5 protein-coding genes and 1 other RNA gene are annotated in these 4,610 nt (G+C 65.7%); all 6 read left to right on the plus strand.

Annotation, left to right across the window (positions count from 1 at the left end; genetic code table 11):
* Positions 1-451 (plus strand): outer membrane protein OmpA (gene ompA / locus AC1DOC_RS20165; RefSeq protein WP_478130359.1); only part of this gene is annotated, 451 nt, incomplete at its 5' end.
* A gap of 127 nt (positions 452-578) precedes the next feature.
* Positions 579-1,307, plus strand: coding sequence for a bifunctional 2-polyprenyl-6-hydroxyphenol methylase/3-demethylubiquinol 3-O-methyltransferase UbiG (gene ubiG / locus AC1DOC_RS20170; protein ID WP_012746765.1), 729 nt, complete (start codon positions 579-581; stop codon positions 1,305-1,307).
* Positions 1,304-1,972 (plus strand): HAD family hydrolase, encoded by a 669-nt coding sequence (locus tag AC1DOC_RS20175; protein WP_027729748.1) that lies wholly within the window; start codon positions 1,304-1,306, stop codon positions 1,970-1,972. Before ubiG ends, AC1DOC_RS20175 begins: the two co-directional genes overlap by 4 nt.
* A 12-nt stretch (positions 1,973-1,984) precedes the next feature.
* Positions 1,985-2,369, plus strand: a transfer-messenger RNA (tmRNA) gene (gene ssrA / locus AC1DOC_RS20180).
* A 139-nt stretch (positions 2,370-2,508) separates the two neighbouring features.
* The gene (locus AC1DOC_RS20185; protein WP_478080202.1) at positions 2,509-4,104 is read left to right on the plus strand and encodes a class I SAM-dependent methyltransferase; all 1,596 of its coding nucleotides are present in this window, start codon (positions 2,509-2,511) and stop codon (positions 4,102-4,104) included.
* A gap of 41 nt (positions 4,105-4,145) precedes the next feature.
* Positions 4,146-4,610, plus strand: a 465-nt coding sequence (locus AC1DOC_RS20190) for a gamma-glutamyltransferase (RefSeq protein ID WP_478130360.1), incomplete at its 3' end; no start/stop codon positions are given.

Raw genomic sequence — 4,610 nt, forward strand, 5'->3', positions numbered from 1 at the left:
CGGTTGCGACGGTGCTCTGGTTCCGGCTCCCGCCGCGACGCCTCCTGCCGCTGTGACGCCGCCTGCCGCTGTCGCACCGCCGGCCGTGGCTGCCTCGAAGGTCACCTTCGCTGCCGACGCATTCTTCGACTTCGACAAGTCGGTTCTCAAGCCTGAAGGTCGCGCCAAGCTGACCGACCTGGTTTCGAAGATCCGCGACGTCAACCTCGAAGTGATCATCGCCGTGGGCCACACCGACTCGATCGGTTCGGACGCCTACAACCAGCGTCTGTCGGTGCGCCGCGCCGAAGCCGTCAAGGCCTTCCTGGTCTCGAAGGGCATCGAACGCAACCGCGTCTACACCGAAGGCAAGGGCGAGAAGCAGCCTGTTGCGGACAACCGCACCAAGGAAGGCCGCGCCAAGAACCGTCGCGTGGAAATCGAAGTGGTTGGCACCCGCGCCACCAAGTGATTCGATTGAATCGCTAAAAGAAAACCCCGCCTCGGCGGGGTTTTTTTTATGCCTGCCGAATTCCATCCGGCTGGTGTCAAGTGCGCCTCGATGTCCGACGGCGCATTCTCCGTTTCATAATCACGGCATGACAGATCATGTGAATGCCGACCCGGCGGAACTCGCCAAGTTTTCGGAGCTTGCCCACCGCTGGTGGGATTTGGACAGCGAATTCCGCCCGCTCCATGAAATCAATCCATTGCGACTGGAATGGATTGACGGTATTGCGCCGATTTCGCAGCGCCGGGTGCTCGATATCGGCTGCGGCGGCGGCATCCTGGCCGATTCGATGGCCCGAAAGGGCGCGGACGTGCTCGGCATCGACCTGGCGAGCAAGGCGCTCAAGGTGGCGCGCCTGCATGCGCTCGAAGCCGGCACCCAGGGCGTCAAGTACCGGGAAGTCAGCGCCGAGGCGCTGGCCGCGGAGCAGCCCGGCAGTTTCGACGTCGTCACCTGCATGGAAATGCTGGAGCACGTGCCCGAGCCCGCTTCGATCGTCCAGGCCTGTGCCACGCTCGTCAAGCCGGGCGGCTGGGTGTTCTTTTCCACCATCAACCGCAACCTGAAGTCGTTCATGCTTGCGATCGTCGGCGCCGAATACGTCCTGGGCATGCTGCCCCGGGGCACGCACGAATACGCGAAGCTGCTGCGCCCCAGCGAACTGGCGGCCCACTGCCGCGCGGCAGGCCTCGACCTGCGGCATACGCGCGGCATGGAACACAACCCGCTGACGCGGCGTTACTGGCTCAGCGCCGACACCAGCGTCAACTACATGTTCGCCACGCAGAAGCCGGCATTGCCGGGCTCGCAGACGTGACGGCCACGGCAATCCAGGCCGTGCTGTTCGACCTGGACGGCACGCTGATAGACAGCGCGCCCGATCTCGGCGCCGCGGCCGACAAGATGCGCACGGATCGCGGGCTCGAGTCGTACCCGCTGGAGCGCTACCGGTTCATGGCGGGAGCCGGCGCCCGGGGCATGCTCGGCGTGGCTTTCGGCATCACGCCCGAGTCGCCGGAATTTCCTGCGCTGAGGGAAGAGTTCTTCGTTGCCTACGAAAACCGCATGCTGCTCAACACGCAGGTGTTCGACGGGGTGCCGCCGCTCATCGAAGCCATCCGCGCGCGCGGCCTGGCCTGGGGCGTCGTCACCAACAAGTCGGCGCGCTTCACCGATCCGCTGACGCACGCCATTCCGCTTTTCGGCAGCGCGGGCGCCATCGTGAGCGGCGACACCACGCCGTTCTCCAAGCCGCACCCCGAGCCCCTGCATGAAGCGGCACGCCGGCTTGGAATTCCATCCAGCGCCTGCATCTACGTGGGAGACGACGAACGCGACATCATCGCGGGCCGGGCCGCAGGCATGCGAACCATTGCGGCTACCTATGGTTACATGGGGCCGCAGGCGGACGCCACGCTCTGGGAGGCCGATGCCGCAATTACTTCGCCCCTGGAGCTCTTGCAATTCCTCAACCCGGCCTAAAATGCTGTGCTTGGGGCTGCACTGGTTTCGACGTGGGTTCGGAGTCGCAGCGGGGCATGTCGAGCTGAATGCGCTCGTAAAACAGATTCAAACAAACTAACTGCAAACGACGAACGTTTCGCACTCGCTGCTTAATTGCCAGTGAGCCTTGCAACAGTTGGCCGATGGGCTGGGCAAGGGGGTCTGGAGCAATCCTGACCTCCCGGCTGCAAGGATAATTACATGGGCTGGCTCCGATCCGGGTACCTTGGGTCGGGGTGAGAAAATAGGGTGCTGGCGTCCGGTTTAGCGTGTGACTGCGCGACTCCGGAAGCGAGACTCAAATCAGATCACTAAACATGTAGAACTGCGCGATGAAGGCTTGCGGACGGGGGTTCAAATCCCCCCAGCTCCACCATCCACCGCAAAAAGCCAACCTTCGACGGGTTGGCTTTTTTTTGCCCGGCGCGAGGCTATAGTCAGCGGGAACCGACACACCATGGCCGCTGTTTCCCTGGCAAAGGGTGCTGCGGCCGGCCTCGATTCCAAAGGACGCCGTGCCCGATTCACTGACTTCCACGCTCACGAGCTACTACGACGCGGTGCCCTACGAATCGCACCCGTTCCCGCAAACTGCCGTCGAGCACCTGGAGGCCATTGCCTTTCTGTTCGGCCTTGAGGCACCGGCCCCGTCGACCGCGCGCGTGCTGGAACTCGGCTGCGCGGCCGGCGGCAACCTGATTCCGTTTGCGGCGCGCCACCCCGAAGCCAGCGCCCTGGGACTCGATCTGTCGACGGTGCAGGTCGAGCAAGGCCGCGAGGCCATCGCGCGTGCCGGACTGTCGAATGTGGAGCTGCGGGCGTTCAATCTGGCGGAGATCGATGCATCGTTCGGCCAGTTCGACTACATCATTTGCCACGGCGTCTACAGCTGGGTGCCGGGCCCGGTGCAGGACGCGATCCTGCGCGTGTGTTCGGAGAATCTGGCGCCCAATGGCGTTGCCTATGTCAGCTACAACGTCTACCCCGGCTGGAAGGCGAGGGAGATCGTGCGCGACGCGATGATCCTGCGCGGTGGCCCGCGCGACACGCCGGACGAAAAGCTGTCCTATGCGCGCGGCATGCTCGAATTCCTCGAGCAGTCGGCGCGTCCCGGCAGCGTGCTCGGCAAGACGCTCGAGGAAACCATGCCGATCGTGCGCGGGGCCAACGGCTCCTACCTGCTGCACGAGTTCCTCGAGCCCTGCAACGCACCCTGCTACTTCAAGGAGTTTGTGGCGCGCGCCGAGGCGAATGGCCTCAGCTACCTGGCAGAGGCCGAGCCGTCGACGATGTTCGTCCAGAACTATGGAGAGAAGGTCCGCGAGCCGCTGCTGCGCGAGTGCGGCGGCAGCCAGATCCTGATGGAGCAGTACCTCGACTTCCTCGTGAACCGCACCTTCCGCCAGACGCTGCTGGTGAAGCAGGGCCGCGCCGGGGACATCCGCTACCGGCTCGACCCGGCCCGCATTCGCGGCTTCGAGTTTGCCGGCGTGTTTGCCGCTGCAGACGGCAGCGCGCTCACGCTCGATGCGCGCGAGCAGCCATGCAATGCACTGCGCAACCTGACGGTGACGCTGCGGCTGCCGGTGCACAAGGCGCTGGCGCAGGTGCTCGATGCGCGCTACCCCGCCAGCATGCCGTTCGAGGGGCTGGTGGCCGCGGTACTCGCGCTGCTGGGTGAGCCGCGTTCGTCGGTCGAGCCCGTGGTGTTGTCGATGCTCGAGGAACTGGTGATCCTCGGCGCTGTGCGCGTGCGGCGCGCGCCCGTGCACGCCGCCGCGGAGGTCTCTGCCTTGCCGCGGGCGCTGCCGTCGGTGCGCAGTGCGCCCGGCCTGGCGCTGTCGGCCGGGAGCGCGGCGAACGCCTGCAACCAGTGGCACGAACTCGTGGGGCTTTCAGCGCTCGAGCGCTGCCTGCTGCCGCTGCTCGACGGCGCGCATTCGCACGGCATGCTGGCCGACCACCTGGCGGACGAAGTGGGCGCCGGCCGCCTGCGCTTCATCCAGAACGACCAGCCGCTGACCGATCCATCGGTCCTGAAGGAATTCGCACGGCAGCAGGTGGTGCTTGGCCTGGCCGCGTTGCGGCGCAAGGCGCTGCTCGTCGCGTGACCGTTACCGTTCCCATCGAACTCAAAAGAGGAAATTCACCCATGCAGAACCTCCACTGGACTCCGAACTTGCGCACCGCCGTGGCGGCTGCGCTCCTGCTCGCGGGCGCAAGCGCCTCGAATGCCGCGTCGCAGGCGCCGGTCGCGGCCGAGCACGGCATGGTCGTGAGCGCGCAGCACCTGGCCACCAAGGTCGGCGTCGACGTGCTCCGGCGCGGCGGCAACGCGGTCGATGCGGCGGTGGCCGTGGGTTACGCGCTGGCGGTGGTCTATCCGGCGGCCGGCAACCTGGGCGGCGGCGGCTTCATGACCGTGCAGCTGGCCGATGGCCGCAAGACGTTCCTCGACTTCCGCGAGAAGGCCCCGCTGGCCGCCACCGCCAACATGTACCTCGACAAGGACGGCAACGTCATCAAGGGCTTGAGCACCAACGGCCATCTGGCCGTCGGCGTGCCGGGCACGGTCTCGGGCATGGAATACGCGCGCGAGAAATACGGCACCATGAAG

This window comes from Variovorax sp. 01T439_2 (assembly GCF_056398445.1).

Bases quoted from the DNA above. Each gene is read 5' to 3' on its own strand.
- ubiG (WP_012746765.1), top strand. From the start codon at position 579: ATGACAGATCATGTGAATGCCGACCCGGCGGAACTCGCCAAGTTTTCG.